The organism is Streptacidiphilus rugosus AM-16 (genome assembly GCF_000744655.1).
GTDB lineage: Bacteria > Actinomycetota > Actinomycetes > Streptomycetales > Streptomycetaceae > Streptacidiphilus > Streptacidiphilus rugosus.
This window is the reverse complement of record NZ_JQMJ01000004.1, coordinates 5418576-5433349: the sequence shown is the minus strand read 5'-3', so window position 1 is coordinate 5433349 and position 14774 is coordinate 5418576. Positions and strand designations below refer to the sequence as shown.

Here is a 14774-nt window from a genome sequence, read left to right as displayed (position 1 = left end):
CGCTCCAGTCCTGTCGTCCCCTGGGAGAGACTCAGATGACATCGAACGGATCGAACGGCCCGGGCTCCCTGGGAGCGCGGATCTGCATGGCCCGGTCCGAGGGTGGATGGCGGGGGTCGGGGCTGGGCAATCAGATCTTCCCCTGGGCCAAGGCGTACCTGGCCGCCCAGGAGCTGGGCTTCGGTCTGGTTCCGCCGCCCTTCGGGCTCAACTCCCGTGACTACTGCCGCGAGTTCGGCACGGCGAGGCTGGACTGGCTCGGACATGCGGCGCTCCGGGCGGTGCTGCCCACCGTGACCGTGACGGACGAGATGGTCCGGTCCACCGGGATGACCGACTACGGCGCCGCGATCCGCGCGCTCGACGCCGAGCACGGCTGGTCACGGCGACGGTCGCTGGCGCTGCTGCACGGCGGGATGTCCGGCGGCTACCTCGGGATCGCCGGGGCCCGCGAGTTCCTGCGGAACACGCTGCTCGGGCGTCGGCCGTCGACGCGCGGCCACCAGGTGCGTCCACCGACCGATCGGGTCCGGGTGGCGGTCCATCTGCGGCTCGGCGACTTCGCCGACAGCGCGGCCGGTCCCCGCCCCGGGGTGTTCAACGAGAGCCTGCCCGTGCAGTGGTACCGGTCGGTGCTCGACGCGCTGGCGGACCGCTTCGGCGGCTCGCTGCAGGTCGACCTGATGAGCGACGACCCGGCCGGAGCGGCCCGGCTGCTTCCCGAGTGGCACCAGGGCCGCGTCCGCGCGCGGAGCGCCCTGGAGGATCTGTCGGTCATGGCGGGGGCGGATCTGCTGGTCTGCTCGGTGTCGAGCTTCTCCATGCTCGCCGCCTTCCTGTCCGACGCCCCGTACATCTGGTACCGGCCGCACCTGTCGGAGCGCGCGGGGTTCCTGAGCATCTGGGGCCACGAGACAGAGCAACAGGCCGGCCCGACGGCGGCCAACACGAGGGCGGAACGTCGGGGGGCGGGTGAACCGCCCGCGCGCGGCATCGCGATGGCGGCCGGCGAGGAGGTGCCGCCGTGGCTGGTGCAGTACCTGACGCTGCGACTCGCCCTGCGTCGGCCGAGTGCCGATCTGATCCACTACGGAGTGGTCCCTGCGGACCCGCGCGGGGCGGAAGAACCGCTCCCGGGGAGCCGCTAGGGTCCGTTCAGCGGCGCCGGAACCACGCGTAGGTGTCCGCGAGGCCCTGTTCGAGCGAGATGTCCGCCTTCCAGCCGAGCCCGGTCAGCCGCGACACGTCGAGCAGTTTGCGCGGGGTGCCGTCCGGCTTGGTGGTGTCCCACTCGATCCGCCCCCGGTACCCGACCAGCCGGGCGATCAGGTCGGCTACTTCACGCAGGCTGATGTCGACGCCGGTGCCCACGTTCACCGGAACGTCGCTGTCGTAGTGCTCCAGCAGGAAGAGGCAGGCGCTGGCCAGGTCGTCCACGTGCAGGAACTCCCGGCGCGGGGCGCCGCTGCCCCAGTGGACCAGCCTGTCCGCACCGCCGGCCCGCGCCTCGTGGGTGCGGCGCAGCAGGGCCGGCAGGACATGACTGGACTGCGGATCGACGTTGTCCCCCGGGCCGTAGAGGTTGGTCGGCATGGCGCTGATCCAGCGCACCCCGTACTGCCGCCGCAGGGCCTGGACGTGCAGCACTCCGGCGATCTTCGCGATGGCGTACGCGTCGTTGGTGGACTCGAGCGGCCCGGTCAGCAGGGCGCTCTCGGGGATGGGCTGGGGGGCGAGCCGGGGGTAGATGCAACTGGAGCCGAGGAACAGCAGCCGCTCCACGCCGTACGTCCTGGCGGTGTCGAGCACGTTGAGCTGGATCCGCAGGTTGTCCGAGAGGAACTCCACCGGCTGCGCCGCGTTCGCGGCGATGCCTCCCACGCGGGCGGCCGCCAGGACGACGACCTCCGGCCGCTGCTCCGCGAAGAAGTCCCCGACCGCCACCGGGTCGCGCAGGTCGAGTTCGGCCGAGGTGCGGGTCACCAGGTCGGTGAAGCCCTCGGCCAGCAGCCTGCGCACCACGGCGGAACCGACCAGGCCGCGGTGGCCGGCCACGAAGACCCGGCTGTGGCGCGGCAGCGGATTCCTCCGGCCCGCGGTCTCCGGGGCGATCACGGGGCCACCCCCACGACGGCGTCCGAGCCCGGCCGCTCCGGGGCGGCCGCCGCCAGTTCGGCGTCCACCATGATGCGCGCCAGTTGCGGGGTGAGCACCTGCGGCCGCCAGCCGAGCCGCCGTTCCGCCTTGGCGGCGTCGCCGACCAGGTCGGGCACCTCGCAGGGGCGCAGATAGCGCTCGTCGAACCGGACGTGGTCCTGCCAGTCCAGACCCGCGTGCTCGAAGCAGAGCACCAGGAAGTCGTGGACGCTGTAACTGGTGCCCGTGGCCACGACGTAGTCGTCGGGGGCGTCCTGTTGCAGCATCAGCCACATCGCCTCGACGTACTCCGGGGCGTAGCCCCAGTCGCGGCGCGCCTCGAGATTGCCGAGGTGGAGCAGCTGCTGCTCACCGCGCGCGATCCGGGCGGCGGCGCGGGCGATCTTCCGGGTCACGAAGGTCTCGCCGCGACGCGGGGACTCGTGGTTGAAGAGGATCCCGTTGACCGCGAAGATCCCGTAGGCCTCACGGTAGTTGCGCGTCATCCAGTACGCGTACAGCTTGGCGGCGGCGTAGGGCGAGCGCGGCTGGAAGGCGGTGCTCTCCGACTGCGGCGGCGGAGCCGTGCCGAACATCTCCGAGCTGGAGGCCTGGTAGAACCGGCACGGCAGTCCGAGCGACCGGATCGCCTCCAGCAGCCGCGTGGTGCCCAGACCGGTGGTGGAGCCGGTGAACTCCGGCTCGTCGAAGGAGACCCGGACATGCGACTGCGCGGCCAGGTGGTAGACCTCCGCGGGCTGGATGCGCTTCAGCAGCGTGGAGATCCGCGACCCGTCGGCGAGATCGCCGTAGTGCAGGAAGAGCCGGGTGCCCGCCTCGTGCGGGTCCTGGTACAGGTGGTCGATGCGCTGGGTGTTGAAGGCCGAGGCACGGCGGATGAGGCCGTGGACGGTGTAGCCCTTGGCGAGCAGCAGCTCGGCGAGATACGAGCCGTCCTGCCCTGTGATCCCGGTGATCAGCGCGGTCTTCGGCATGGCGGCATCGTAGGAGCCGGAGGTCGGCACGGCGGGGAGCGACGGGCCCGGCCACGGCGGGGTTGCCTCGTCCGGCCCAGCCCGGACGCGGACGCGCCGCCCGACGGCCTAATGCCGTCCTCGCCCGAGCCGCCCGCCGCACACTGCGAACGGCCTGCACGCGGGTTTCGGACCTCCGCCACGACCACAGGGACACCTGATGAAGACCACGCTGCGGACCGGCGGACTCGCCGGGAGGATCGCCGATCCGGCCCGGCCGGGCTCGCTGGCCCACGCCGCGCGCGCCCGCCGCTGGTCGGAGCTGCTGCGGTGCTTTCCCGACCTGGCCGAGATGCGGGTCCTCGACCTGGGCGGCACGCCCGACTCCTGGCGCCCGGCGCCGGTGCGTCCCGCCCAGGTGGTGACGGTCAACCTCGACCCGCGCCATCTGCACCACGCGGAGCCCGGCGTCTCCGCCCTGGTGGCCGACGCCTGCGCACTGCCGGCCTCGCTGACGGCCGAGCGCTTCGACCTGGTGTACTCCAACTCCCTGATGGAACACGTCGGCGGGCACAGCCGAAGGGCACGCTTCGCCGAGGCGGTCCACTGCCTCGCGGCGCACCACTGGGTGCAGACCCCCTACCGCTACTTCCCGGTCGAGCCGCACTGGGTCTTCCCCGGCATGCAGTTCCTGCCCTTCCGCGCCCGGGTCGCGATCTCCCAGCGCTGGCCGCACGGGCACATCGCCCCGGGCGACCGGGCGCGGGCGCTGCGGGACGTCGCCGAGGTCGAACTGCTCTCCGCGACCGAGATGCGCCACTACTTCCCCGCGTCGCAGATCTGGTTCGAGCGCTTCGCCGGACTGCCCAAGTCCCTGGTGGCCAGGGCCTGACCGCCGCGGTGACGGCGCCTCAGCGGCCCAGCGCGGCCATGGCCGCGTTGTGACCGGGGATCCCGCTGACACCGCCGCCACGCGGCGCGCCCGCGCCGCAGAGCAGCAGGTTGGCGGCGTACGGCGTGCCCACGCCCCACCGTCCCGCGGACGGGGAGGCGGCCTCGGCGGCTTCGGCGAAAGGGAAGGCCAGCGGGCGGTGGAAGATGTTGCCGCCGGGCAGGCCGAGATCGGCGTCGAGGTCGAGCGGGGTGCGCGCCTCGACGCACGGGTCGCCGTCGGCGTCGCGGGCCAGGCAGTCGGCGAGCGGCTCGTCCAGGACCGCGTCCAGCGGGGCGAGCACGGCGCGCAGCGCGGCCTCGCGGTCGTGGGCGGGGAAGAGCCTGGCGGGCTGGTGCAGTCCGAAGAGGGTGAGCGTCTGGTAGCCCTGGGCCCGGAGGTCCGGGCCGAGGATGCCGGGGTCGGTCAGCGAGTGGCAGTAGATCTCGGAGGGGGCCGGGCTCGGCAGCGCGCCTGCCGCGGCCTGTCGGTACGCGGTCTCCAACTCGCGGTAGGACTCCGCGATGTGGAAGGTCCCGGCGAAGGCCGCGCGCGGGTCGACGGAGCGGTCGCGCAGCCGCGGCAGCCGGGTGAGCAGCATGTTGACCTTCAGCTGCGCGCCCTCCACCGGCTCGGCCGGTGAGGCGTCGCCCACCAGGCGGGCGAGCTCGCGCGGCGCCGCGTTGCACAGCGCCCAGCGGGCCCCGACGACGTGCTCGACGTCCCTGGCGTCGGTGTACCCGACCTCGGCGGTCCGCCCGTCGGCCTGGACGGAGGTGACCCGGCAGCCCGTCAGGATCGTGGCCCCGGCCGCGCGGGCGGCGGCCTCGAGCGCGCCGGAGACCGCGCCCATGCCGCCGACGGGGACGTCCCAGTCGCCGGTCCCGTTGCCGATCACGTGGTAGAGGAAGCAGGCGTTCTGCCGCAGCGAGGCGTCGTGCGCGCCCGCGAAGGTGCCGATCAGGGCGTCGGTCAGGACGATGCCGCGGACCAGGTCGTCGGCGAAGGTCGACTCGACGGCCTCGCCGATCGGGCGCTCGAAGAGCTGCTGCCAGGTCTCCTCGTCGCCGACGAGCTTGCGCAGCGCGTCCCGGTCGGGGAGCGGCTGCGTCAGCGTGGGGAAGACGGCCTCGGCGACCCGCCGGGTGCGGGCGTAGAAGTCCTGCCAGGCGGCGAACTCGTGGTCGCCGCCGGTCAGCGCGCGGAACCCGGCCGCCGTGGCGACCGGATCGCCGTTGTCGACCAGCAGGCCCGCGCCGTCGCCGTAGGGCGTGTAGGAGGAGTAGCGACGGCGGCGCAGGTCCAGGGCCAGGCCCAGATCGTCGACGATCTTCCGCGGCAGCAGGCTGACCAGGTACGAGTAGCGCGACAGCCGGGCGTCCACGCCCGCGAAGACCCGCGAGGAGACCGCGGCTCCGCCCGCGTGGTCCTGGCGTTCGAGCACGCAGACCCGCCATCCGGCCCGGGCGAGGTACGCGGCGGCGACGAGGCCGTTGTGGCCGCCGCCGACGATCACGGCGTCGTAGCGTGCGTGGCTGTCGTTCATGGGGAACGTCCTACCAACCCGGCCCGCCGCGCAAACAGGGCGCCCGCCGCGCGGTCAGCGCAGCAGCCGCAGCTGGAGCCAGCAGGACAGCCGGTCGTCCGGGTGGTCCAGGTCGAGGCCGAAGAGTTCGCCCGCGCGCCGGAGCCGGTACTTGAGCGTGTTGGGATGGATGGTCAGCCGGGCGGCGGCGTCGCCGATGTTGCCGACGGCGTCCAGCCAGGCGGTGACCGAGGCGGCGAAGGCGGTGCCCTTGGCCCGGTCGTGGTCCAGCATCGCGTCGACGCCGGGATGACGCAGCCGCGGGCGGCGCGCCAGTTCGTCGGCGACGTGCGCGAGCAGCACCCGGGTGTGGGTGTCGCCCAGCGTCGCGAAGACCGGCGCGTCCGGGTCGGCGGTCGTCACCCGCAGCACGTCGTCGACCTCGGCGCGCAGCTCCGGCAGTTCCTCCGGGCCGGAGGCGATCCGGGAGGCGGCCGCGCGCAGCGGCGTCTCGACGCTGCGGTCGAGCACGGCGGCTGCCTGCTCGCCCAGGCGCCTCGCGGTGGCGAAGGCGGAGACCGGCTCGTCCAGCGGCAGCAGCACGTAGACCGTGCGGCCGACGGTCGCCACCGAGGCCTCCGCGTGCACCGCGGGCCAGTGCCGCGAGGACGCGGCGGCGAGGCGGACCAGCAGGTCGTCGCCGGGGACGTCGGAGCCGGCCAGTGGCGCGAAGCCGAGCAGGGCGAGCGGGCGCAGGCCGGGCAGGCCCAGCTCGAAGCGCACCTCGCGGGCGGACCGCCGCCCGCGCAGCGCGGCGCGCAGCGCCTCCTCGCGGGCCTGCAGGTCGAGTTCGGCCGCGCTGCGGCGCCGCAGCATGTGCAGGGCGGCGAGGCGGGCGCCGTCGAGCATGGCCCGTTCGCCGGCCTCGTCGATCGCCGACTCGCCCTCGATGGCCCAGATCGTGCCGAGCGGCCGCTGCCCGGCGCGGATCGCCACCGCCGCGCGCGGCAGCTCGGCCTCGGCCAGCGTCGGCAGTCTGACCACCCCGGGGGCGGCCAGCACCTCGCGGTACTGGGCGAGCTGTTCCGGCTGGTGCGGGACCCGGCGCTGCAGGATGCCACGGCGGCGGTGCTCGTCGATCCGCTGGTCCGGCAGGGTCGAGTAGGCGAGCACCCGGTGGTCCAGGTCCTCGATCGCCACGGCCCCGCCGGTCACCGCCCCGATGGCGTCGGCGAGGGCGTACAACTCCTCGCTTGTCCCACTATGGGTCGGCAGATTCGCCATCTTCATCCCGCGATCTTAGGCGAAAACGCCAATGACTGAAGATGGCCGGGGGCTGAACATAAGGCGAGCACACAGGCCGGCTCCTGGAGCGCCCCTCGGCCGGCGGCCGGGCGGATGCCCCCGGAACGGCCAGGGCGGACCAGGGCGGCCGGACGAGATCCACCGGGCCGGGCCCGAGGGGGAACGCGGATCGGAACGACGGACAGGCGAGGAGTGGCCGATGGCGGCGACGCAGGCAGCGCGGGAGCTGGTCGGGCTCTTCCCGCCGGGAACGGCCTTGGACGGCTCGGGCGCCCTGGTGCTCGGCGGCGTGCCGGTGGCCGAGCTGGCCGAGCGGTACGGCACCCCCGCGCTCATCGTCGACGAGGCCGCGATCCGGGCCCGCGCCCGCCGCTACACGGACGGCCTGGCCGCCCGCCGGCCGAACTCCCGGGTGACCTTCGCCTCCAAGGCCTTCCCCTGCACCGCGGTCTACCGACTGCTGTCCGAGGAGGGCGTCGGCATCGACGTGGCAGGCGGCGGCGAGCTGACCCTCGCCCTGGCCGCGGGCGCCGACCCGGCCGGACTGGTGGTGCACGGCAACGCCAAGACCGAGGAGGAGTTGCGGCTCGCGGTCGAGGCCGGGGCGGGGACGATCGTCGTCGACAACTTCGACGACATCGACAAGCTGGAGGCGATCCTCGCCGAGCCCGGATGCCCGCGCGCCGAGCAGGGCGTGCTGGTGCGGGTGACCCCTGATATCCGCCCCGACACCCACGCGGCGGTCTCCACCGGCCAGAACGGCTCCAAGTTCGGCCTGCTGGTGCCGCAGGCCCGCGAGGCGATCGCCCGGCTGCGCGGCAGCGACCGGCTCCGGCCGGACGGGGTCCACGTCCACGTCGGCTCGCAGATCCTGGACACCGAGCCGTTCGCCCGCGCCGTCGAGGCCGTGGCCGCGCTCGGCGAGTTCGCCGTCTACGACCTGGGCGGCGGTCTCGGCTCCCGCTACACCTACGCCGACCGTCCGCCGACGGTCGAGGAGTACCTCGACGCGATGATCGACGTCGCGAAGCGCCTGCTGCCCCCGGACGCCAGGATCCTGATCGAACCCGGCCGCTCCATGGTCGCCGAGGCCGGCGTCTCGCTCTACCGGGTCGTCTCGGTCAAGCGCGGGGGCGGCCACACCTTCGTCGCCGTGGACGGCGGCATGGGCGACAACCTGGAGGTCTCCCTCTACCAGCAGCGCTTCGAGGCCGCCGTCGCCACCCGGCCCACCGGCGGCGGCGAGCTGTGCCGGCTGGTCGGACGGCACTGCGAGTCCGGCGACACCCTCAGCGCCGGCGTCCCGCTGCAGGACCCGCGCGTCGGGGACCTGATCGCCGTCCCGGTCACCGGCGCGTACACCTACGCGCTCAGCAACAACTACAACGGCGCCCGCCGTCCGCCCGTCGTGTTCGTCCGCGACGGCGAGCACCGCGCGGTGGTCCGGCGCGAGACCTACGCCGACCTGATGCGGCGCGACCTGCCCTAGAGCCCGTTCGGACGGCCAGCGCCCGCTCCGACGTCCTCGCGACCCGTACCTCACGTCCGGGACGCGGCCCACCCTGCCCGCATGCCCAGCGAGAGGTCATCCGCCATGCCCCCGAACGATGTGAGACTCCGTCAGCAGCTGTTGCGCCGCAAGCCGGTCTCCGCCTTCCTGGCCGACTCCGACCAGGCCGAACAGCATCAGGGCGGCGGGCTGCGCCGAACCGTGGGCACCTTCCAGCTCACGATGATCGGCGTCGGGGCGACCATCGGCACCGGCATCTTCTTCACGCTGAGCACGGCCGTCCCGCAGGCGGGCCCCGCCGTCATCCTCTCCTTCGTCTTCGGAGCGGTCACCGCCGCGCTGACCGCGCTCTGCTATGCCGAACTCACCTCGGCGGTGCCGGTCTCGGGCTCCTCGTACTCCTACGCCTACGCCACCCTGGGCGAGTTGGCCGCCTGGGTGGTGGGGTCCTGCCTGCTGCTGGAGTACGCCGTCTCCGGCGCGGCCATCGCCGTCAGTTGGGGCCAGTACCTCAACGACCTGACCCAGCGGCTGTTCGGCTTCACCCTGCCCGCCGCGGTCTCCGCGCCGCCGGGCGACGGCGGCTACGTCAACCTGCCGGGCGTCGTCCTGGTGGTGCTCTGCTGTCTGCTGCTGATGCGCGGCGCCAAGGAGTCCGCGGTCGTCAACACCGTGATGGTGCTGATCAAGCTCGGCGTGCTGGTGCTTTTCATCGTCATCGGGGTCACCGGCTTCCACGCCGCCAACCTGCACCCCTTCGCCCCGCTCGGCATGGCCGGGATCAGTGCGGCGGCCTCCTCGGTCTTCTTCTCCTTCATCGGCCTCGACGCCGTCTCCACGGCCGGGGAGGAGGTCAGGAACCCGCAGCGGACGCTGCCGCGGGCGATCATCGGGGCCCTGCTCGTCGTCACCGCCTTCTACTGCCTGGTCGCCCTCGTCGGCGTCGGCGCGCAGAAGTGGACGCTCTTCAACGGCCAGGACGCGGGCCTCTCCGCGATCCTGCAGCGGGTGACCGGCCAGAGCTGGCCCGGCGCGCTGCTCTCCGCCGGCGCGGTGATCTCCATCGTGAGCGTGACCCTGGTGGTCATCTACGGCCAGACCCGCATCCTCTACTCGATGAGCCGCGACGGCATGCTGCCACCGGTCTTCCGCAAGGTGAACCCGCGCAGCGGCACGCCGGTCGGCAACACCCTGATCGTCGGAGCCTTCATCGCCCTGCTGGCCGCGTTCGTGCCGCTGGACTGGCTGGCGAACCTCACCAGCATGGGCACCCTGGTCGCCTTCGCCGTGGTCTCGGTCGGCGTGATCGTGCTGCGCGTCCGCGAGCCGCTGCTGCCCCGAGGCTTCAAGGTGCCCGGCTACCCGGTCGTCCCCGTGCTGTCGGTGCTCTTCTGCCTCTACCTGATCTGGAACCTGCCCGCGGACACCTTCGTGCTGTTCGCCGGCTGGCTGGTGCTGGCCCTCGGCGTCTACTTCGGCTACAGCCGCCGCCACTCGCGGCTCGGCCGCGGCACGCAGGCGGAAGGCCTGCCGGAGCCGGCGCTCGCCGACTGAGCCGGGCGGCCCGGCGGGCCCCGCCGCGGACCGAAGGGCATGATCACCCGTTCGGTCCGCGGCAGGTCGCAGCGCCCGACGGAGCGTGTGAGCGTGGGCGAAGACGTGCCCGATCCTCCGGAGGCCAACCGTGTCGCTGCAATCCGCCCGTGTTCGTACGTCCCTCGTCGCCGTCACGGTGGCGGGCTCGCTCCTGGCCCTGCCCGCGTGCTCGTCCAAGTCGAGCAACAGCGTCAGCGGGGGCCAGGCCAGTGCGACCAGCAGCGCGGACCGGGTCAAGCTGGCCAAGACCAAGTTCGTCGCCAACGCGGCGCTGGCGTCGGGCGCCTTCTACCAGTGGGTCTACAAGCCGTTCAAGGCCGGCACCTTCAAGTCCGGGGCCAAGGGCCGCACCGCCGCGCTGATCAAGGGCGGGCTGGCGGGGGCCTTCACCTACAACCGGCTCAAGGCCGCGCTGAACGACGCCAAGGGCGACCCGACCCTGTCGAAGGCGACGACGGCGCTCGCCGGCGCGGTCGACGGCATCAAGAGCCTGCCGAGCAAGATCAAGGGCGGCACCGCCACCGACGCCGACGTGAACCAGCTCACCGGCGTGATCGCGGGCGTGAAGAAGGCCGGTGCGGACAACGGCCTGAACATCCAGGACCAGGTGCCCAGCGTGGGTCAGCTCAGCCAGATGGTCACGAGCTGACGTAGACGTACCGCCACCGGCGCCGCTTGTCGGCGCCGGTGAACTCCTCGCGTTCGTACACCAGCTCGTAGCCCGGCCGGTCGGCCGTCGCCGGCACCGGCACCTTGTAGCGCTTGGGCACCTGCTCGGCCATGGTCAGCGCCACCGGCAGGACCTTGCCGTCCAGGGGGCCGCCGACGAACTGGGTCTGGGCATGTCGCATGACCAACAGTCTCGCGCACGACCAACGGACTCGCGCACGACGAGCAGGCGCGCGCATGACCCAAGTCTCGTACCCGAGTCGGGGCCCCTGGCACACAGCACGTCCCCTGCGGCCGTATCCTGCTCTGTACGCGTCCCGGTGACCCCGGGCCGTGCGGCGTGAAAGGGGCTCCAGTGGAATCCGGCGGCAATGCAGGCGCCTGGTGGCGCAGATGGCTCCGCGCGGGCAGCCGCCCGGCCGAGGCGGACGCCGCCGTGGAACGCGCGCTGCGCCTGAGACTGCTGCTGGACGCGGCCCGCGCCGGCTTCCCGGTCGCCCCCGCCGCGCACCCGAACGACTTCCGCTGTTCCTGCGACCGTGTCGGCTGTCCGGCGCCGGCCCAGCACCCGCTCTCCTTCGCCTGGCAGTCCCAGGCCACCACCGACTTCGACCAGATCACCCGCTGGCTCACCAGGGACCCGGACGCCAACGCGATCACCCCCACCGGCCGCGTCCACGACGTGCTCGACGTCCCGGCCGAGGCCGGCCGCCTCGCCCTGGAGCGGCTCGCCGAGGCCGGCGTGGCCGCGGGCCCGGTCGCCTCCGTCGGCGAGGTCCGCTGGCTCTTCTTCACCACGACCCGCTCCCCGTTGGACGAGGACGAGTGGTGGACCTCCGAGCTGGACTCGCACCCCGAGGACGACGAGGTCGAACACCCGGGCCTGCGCTGGCACACCCGCGGCAGCTACGTCCTGCTGCCGCCGTCCCGGCTGGTCGACGGCTCGGACGTCTCCTGGGTCCGCGGCCCCGACCACGTCCTGCCCGACCCGCTCCGCCTGCTCGACGTCCTCACGGACGCCTGCGCGGCGGTCGGCGCCCCGGCGCTCGGCGAGCAGTGGATGATCCGCTGAGCGCCGCCTGCCCTACGGCAGCGTGAGGATCTCGGAGCCGGTCTCGGTGACGACGAGCGTGTGCTCGAACTGCGCGGTGCGCTTGCGGTCCTTGGTCACCACGGTCCAGCCGTCGGGCCAGATGTCGTGCCGGTAGTCGCCCAGCGTCAGCATCGGCTCGATGGTGAAGGTCATCCCCGGCCGCAGCACCGTCGTGGCGTACTCGCTGTCGTAGTGGGGGATGATCAGCCCCGAGTGGAACGACGTGTTGATGCCGTGGCCGGTGAAGTCGCGCACCACGCCGTAGTCGAAGCGCTTGGCGTAGGACTCGATCACCCGCCCGATCACGTTCACCTGCCGCCCCGGCTTCACCGCGGCGATCCCGCGCCGGGTCGCCTCACGGGTCCGCTCCACCAGCAGCTTGGACTCCTCGTCGACGTCGCCGACCAGGTAGGTGGCGTTCAGGTCGCCGTGCACGCCGTGGACGAAGGCGGTGACGTCGAGATTGACGATGTCGCCGTCCTGCAGCACGGTCGAGTCCGGGATGCCGTGGCAGATGACCTCGTTGATCGAGGTGCAGATCGACTTCGGGAAGCCCCGGTAGCCGAGGTCGGACGGGTAGGCCCCGTGGTCGCACATGTACGCGTGCGCGATCCGGTCCAGCTCGTCGGTGGTGACGCCGGGCTCGATCGCGGCCGCCGCGGCGTCCATCGCCTGCGCGGCGATCCGGCCGGCGATCCGCATCTTCTCGATGGTCTCGGGGGTCTGCACCTCGGGCCCGGTGTAGGGGGTGGGTGCCTTCTTGCCGACGTACTCCGGGCGCGGGATGTGCGCGGGGACGGTACGGGTCGGGGAGAGGATTCCGGGGACGAGAGGCGCCATGTTGGTCATCCTAGCCAGCGGGCAGCATGGTGGGTGAGACGCGGAGAGGGAGGACTCGATGGCGAAGCAGCCCACCGGGAAGCCGGGGGAGTGGTTCTACTGCCTCAAACACAGCAAGGTCGAGGAGGGCCCCGAGTGCCCGGCCCGCAACCGGCTCGGCCCGTACCCGACGGCCGACGCCGCGTCCCACGCGCTGGAGCGCGCGGCGCAGCGCAACGACGAATGGGACAACGACCCCCGCTGGCAGTGAGGGGCACCCACTCCCTGGGGGCGCGAAGCTCTGCTTGATCAACGGCGTGCGCGGGCAACCACCCCGTGCGGATGGCCCTGCACGCCCGGGACCGTCCGCTTGTCGGTGGCTTGGCGCGCACGCAGTTGATCAAGCAGAGCCGCGCGCCCTGGGTGGTGCAACTTGCCCATGGCCGAGACGTGCCGCGTCCGCCCGCCGGAGGCGGGCGACGGTGCGAACACGTACAAGGCGGGCACTCCCATGACGCGCGGAGGTGCGCTGTGGCAGGGTGGCCCCACGCAATGGTCGACGCGGGGGAACGCACGTGGCGGGTGGCAGGGACAGGTGGGGGCTCGGACTGCGTCTCGGCGCCGCGCTGGGCGCGGGCGTCGTCCTCGCGCTCGCCGCGGCCTCCCTGCACGCCGCGCGCGGCTCCGCGCTCGCGGGAACGGGGCCGCTGCACGGGCACTGGGTGCTCGTGCTCGCCGTCGTCGCCGGTCTCGGCTGGCTGATGGTCTCGCGGCAGCGGCGCCGGCAGGACAGTGAGCAGGTCGCGCCCGCGCTGGAGACCCGGCTGGACTCGATGGTCGTGCCGGGCATCGCGATGATGGCGGTGGTCACCGCCGTCACGCTCGCCGTGCTGGGCCTGCACTCGCCCGGAGCCGAACTGCCGCCCGCGCCCCAGCCGACGGTCACCGCCGAGCCGACCCCCACTTCCGTGCCGCCCCCCACCGGCGGGCCCGCGGTCCAGCCGCAGCCGCAGCCCCACCAGGGGGCGCTCCCGCTGTCGACCCTGCTCCTCGTCTTCGGCTGGATCCTCGGCCTCGCCGCCCTCGTCACGCTGATCGTGCTCGGCGCACGCTGGCTCGGCGTGCGCCGCGGCGGCGACGCCCAGGGCATCGACGGCGGCGTCGACGGCGGAGCCGAGGACGCGCTCGCCGAGGCGGTCAGCGCCGGGCAGCAGGCGCTGGCCGACGACGGGGACGCGCGTGCGGCGATCATCGCCTGCTACGCCGCGATGGAGACCTCCCTCGCCGACGGGGGCCTCAGCCGGATGAAGGCGGACACGCCCGCCGAGCTGCTGGACCGCGCCGTCGCCGCGGGCCTGGTCCCGGACGAGGCGGCGCACTCGCTCACCGACCTGTTCCGTGAGGCCCGTTACTCCACCCACCCGATGAGCGAGCACCAGCGGGAGCGGGCCCGTGCCGCGCTGGACGCCATCGCGGCGCACCTGGCCGCCGCCACGGCCGGGGCAGCCGACCGGTTCGGCCCGCTCGTCGAGGAGCAGCAGGTCTGATGCCCACTCCCGCCAACGTCCCCACCCCCCGGCCCGCGCCCCAGCCGTCGGGCCCGCCGTCCGTCGGCCCCGGGCCGTCCGCGTTCCCCGGGTACCTGCGCCCTCCCGCCGCGTCCGCCCCCAAGGCGGGCCGACTGGGGCCCAACGTCACGTCGTTGCTGGCGCTCGGCGGTTTCGGCGTCGTCTGCGAGGTCGCGCTGGCGGTCGTCGGCGGCGCCGCCGGGGCCTCCGTCGGCGCGGTGATGCTCGTCGCCTCGGCCGTCTGGGCCGGCCGCTGGGTCGTCGGCGCGGCGGCCATGGACAGCGGACTGCGCCGGCGCAGCCGGCTCGTCGGCACCCGCGAGCCGACCCTGCGGTACTGGGACGCCGCGATCTCCGACGCCGCGCAGTCGCCCGACGGCTACGCGCTGCACCTCCATCCGCTGCTGCTGCGCCTGTACGAGGTGCGGCTCGCCGAGCGGCACGGCGTCGCGCTGCGGATGCAGCCGGACCGCGCCGCGGCGATCGTCGGTCCCGAGCTCTGGCCGTGGATCGACCCCCGGGTGCCGCGGACGCCGGCAGCGGTCCGGCACGCCCGCTCGATGGGCCACGTCGGTCTGCCCGACCCGCTGCCGCTGCCGCCCGCGCTGCTCGAGGCGCTGGTGGCCCGCCTGGAAACACTCTGAATCC

Annotated in this window: 15 protein-coding genes; 9 read left to right on the top strand and 6 right to left on the bottom strand. The window is 73.5% G+C overall.

Annotation, left to right across the window (positions count from 1 at the left end):
- Window positions 1-35: 35 nt before the first annotated feature.
- Complete coding sequence (locus BS83_RS33850; protein WP_157597436.1) at window positions 36-1148, top strand: O-fucosyltransferase family protein; 1113 nt, start codon at window positions 36-38, stop codon at window positions 1146-1148.
- A 7-nt stretch (window positions 1149-1155) separates the two neighbouring features.
- On the opposite strand, the gene BS83_RS33845 is transcribed toward BS83_RS33850, so the two are convergent.
- Together BS83_RS33845 and gmd are read right to left on the bottom strand one after the other, a co-directional pair.
- On the bottom strand, window positions 1156-2115 hold the full coding sequence (locus BS83_RS33845) for a GDP-L-fucose synthase family protein (RefSeq protein ID WP_037607212.1): 960 nt from the start codon (window positions 2113-2115) through the stop codon (window positions 1156-1158).
- Complete coding sequence (gmd, locus tag BS83_RS33840) at window positions 2112-3131, bottom strand: GDP-mannose 4,6-dehydratase (protein ID WP_037607211.1); 1020 nt, start codon at window positions 3129-3131, stop codon at window positions 2112-2114. The genes BS83_RS33845 and gmd overlap by 4 nt, the downstream gene beginning before the upstream one ends.
- 199 nt (window positions 3132-3330) lie before the next feature.
- Here gmd and BS83_RS33835 point away from each other — a divergent pair, with 199 nt between their 5' ends.
- Entirely contained in the window at window positions 3331-4002 is a 672-nt protein-coding gene (locus BS83_RS33835; RefSeq protein ID WP_157597435.1) for a class I SAM-dependent methyltransferase, read from the top strand.
- A gap of 19 nt (window positions 4003-4021) precedes the next feature.
- Here BS83_RS33835 and BS83_RS33830 read toward each other — a convergent pair whose 3' ends face one another.
- Together BS83_RS33830 and BS83_RS33825 are read right to left on the bottom strand one after the other, a co-directional pair.
- Entirely contained in the window at window positions 4022-5587 is a 1566-nt protein-coding gene (locus BS83_RS33830; protein WP_037607210.1) for a phytoene desaturase family protein, read from the bottom strand.
- A 54-nt stretch (window positions 5588-5641) separates the two neighbouring features.
- Entirely contained in the window at window positions 5642-6856 is a 1215-nt protein-coding gene (locus BS83_RS33825) for a PucR family transcriptional regulator (RefSeq protein ID WP_157597434.1), read from the bottom strand.
- Between the two features lie 214 nt (window positions 6857-7070).
- Here BS83_RS33825 and lysA point away from each other — a divergent pair, with 214 nt between their 5' ends.
- The 3 genes from lysA to BS83_RS33810 all read left to right on the top strand — a co-directional run bounded on the left by lysA (window position 7071) and on the right by BS83_RS33810 (window position 10626).
- Window positions 7071-8360, top strand: coding sequence for a diaminopimelate decarboxylase (gene lysA / locus BS83_RS33820; protein WP_037607208.1), 1290 nt, complete (start codon window positions 7071-7073; stop codon window positions 8358-8360).
- A 105-nt stretch (window positions 8361-8465) separates the two neighbouring features.
- The gene (locus tag BS83_RS33815) at window positions 8466-9935 is read left to right on the top strand and encodes an APC family permease (protein ID WP_037607207.1); all 1470 of its coding nucleotides are present in this window, start codon (window positions 8466-8468) and stop codon (window positions 9933-9935) included.
- Window positions 9936-10065: 130 nt separating this feature from the next.
- Window positions 10066-10626 carry a hypothetical protein gene (locus BS83_RS33810; RefSeq protein WP_037607206.1) on the top strand — a complete coding sequence of 187 codons (561 nt, stop codon included), beginning with the start codon at window positions 10066-10068 and terminating at the stop codon, window positions 10624-10626.
- On the opposite strand, the gene BS83_RS33805 is transcribed toward BS83_RS33810, so the two are convergent.
- Complete coding sequence (locus tag BS83_RS33805; RefSeq protein ID WP_051944505.1) at window positions 10616-10828, bottom strand: hypothetical protein; 213 nt, start codon at window positions 10826-10828, stop codon at window positions 10616-10618. The genes BS83_RS33810 and BS83_RS33805 overlap by 11 nt on opposite strands.
- 173 nt (window positions 10829-11001) lie before the next feature.
- On the opposite strand from BS83_RS33805, the gene BS83_RS33800 reads away from it, so the two are divergent.
- Complete coding sequence (locus BS83_RS33800) at window positions 11002-11718, top strand: bifunctional DNA primase/polymerase (protein WP_037607205.1); 717 nt, start codon at window positions 11002-11004, stop codon at window positions 11716-11718.
- Between the two features lie 12 nt (window positions 11719-11730).
- Here the strand turns inward: BS83_RS33800 and map are convergent, their stop codons facing one another.
- Complete coding sequence (gene map, locus BS83_RS33795; RefSeq protein ID WP_456300477.1) at window positions 11731-12579, bottom strand: type I methionyl aminopeptidase; 849 nt, start codon at window positions 12577-12579, stop codon at window positions 11731-11733.
- A gap of 58 nt (window positions 12580-12637) precedes the next feature.
- On the opposite strand from map, the gene BS83_RS33790 reads away from it, so the two are divergent.
- The 3 genes from BS83_RS33790 (at window position 12638) to BS83_RS42490 (ending at window position 14770) form a co-directional block, all read left to right on the top strand.
- Entirely contained in the window at window positions 12638-12829 is a 192-nt protein-coding gene (locus BS83_RS33790) for a hypothetical protein (RefSeq protein ID WP_037607203.1), read from the top strand.
- Window positions 12830-13133: 304 nt separating this feature from the next.
- Complete coding sequence (locus tag BS83_RS33785; protein ID WP_051944504.1) at window positions 13134-14105, top strand: DUF4129 domain-containing protein; 972 nt, start codon at window positions 13134-13136, stop codon at window positions 14103-14105.
- Window positions 14105-14770 (top strand): hypothetical protein, encoded by a 666-nt coding sequence (locus BS83_RS42490; RefSeq protein ID WP_051944503.1) that lies wholly within the window; start codon window positions 14105-14107, stop codon window positions 14768-14770. Before BS83_RS33785 ends, BS83_RS42490 begins: the two co-directional genes overlap by 1 nt.
- Window positions 14771-14774: the final 4 nt, after the last annotated feature.